This is a genomic window from Parazoarcus communis SWub3 = DSM 12120, assembly GCF_003226565.1.
GTDB lineage: Bacteria > Pseudomonadota > Gammaproteobacteria > Burkholderiales > Rhodocyclaceae > Parazoarcus > Parazoarcus communis.
In genome coordinates this window covers 1-364 of sequence record NZ_QKOE01000149.1, presented here as the reverse complement: position 1 = coordinate 364, position 364 = coordinate 1, and the positions used below count along the sequence as shown (strand labels likewise).

The following is a 364-nucleotide window of genomic DNA, read 5'->3' as shown; positions in this document are numbered from 1 at the left end:
CTGCGCAATCCGGTTGGTCACATCATGCGCGAAGACCTGCGAGCCGCCAGGCGCCTCGATGTGCGATACGTTGTCCGCCGCGTCGTATGCAGAGGCGTATTGGGCCCCATCGCTACGATCGGCAACCCTCAGACGGCCCGCCGCATCGTAGTCGTAGGCCCACAGGGCGCTTTGACCCTCTACCGTTTCGACAATCCCATCAATGAGCTGCTCGGGTGCGCTGGCATAGGTGTAGCGTGGTGCCCCGCCTCCATGGTGACTCAGACGGTACAGACGACGGTCGCCTGCGTTGGCCTCGTAGATCAGGTCACGCCCGATTGGCGTCCCCAACAGACGCGCTGAAACCATCTGTTCGGTTTGCCCG

At 62.9% G+C, this 364-nt stretch carries 1 protein-coding gene; it reads right to left on the bottom strand.

All coding sequences use genetic code 11. The features are described 5' to 3' along the window. Positions 1 to 364, bottom strand: a 364-nt coding sequence (locus DNK49_RS23490; protein WP_133255187.1) for a hypothetical protein, incomplete at both ends; no start/stop codon positions are given.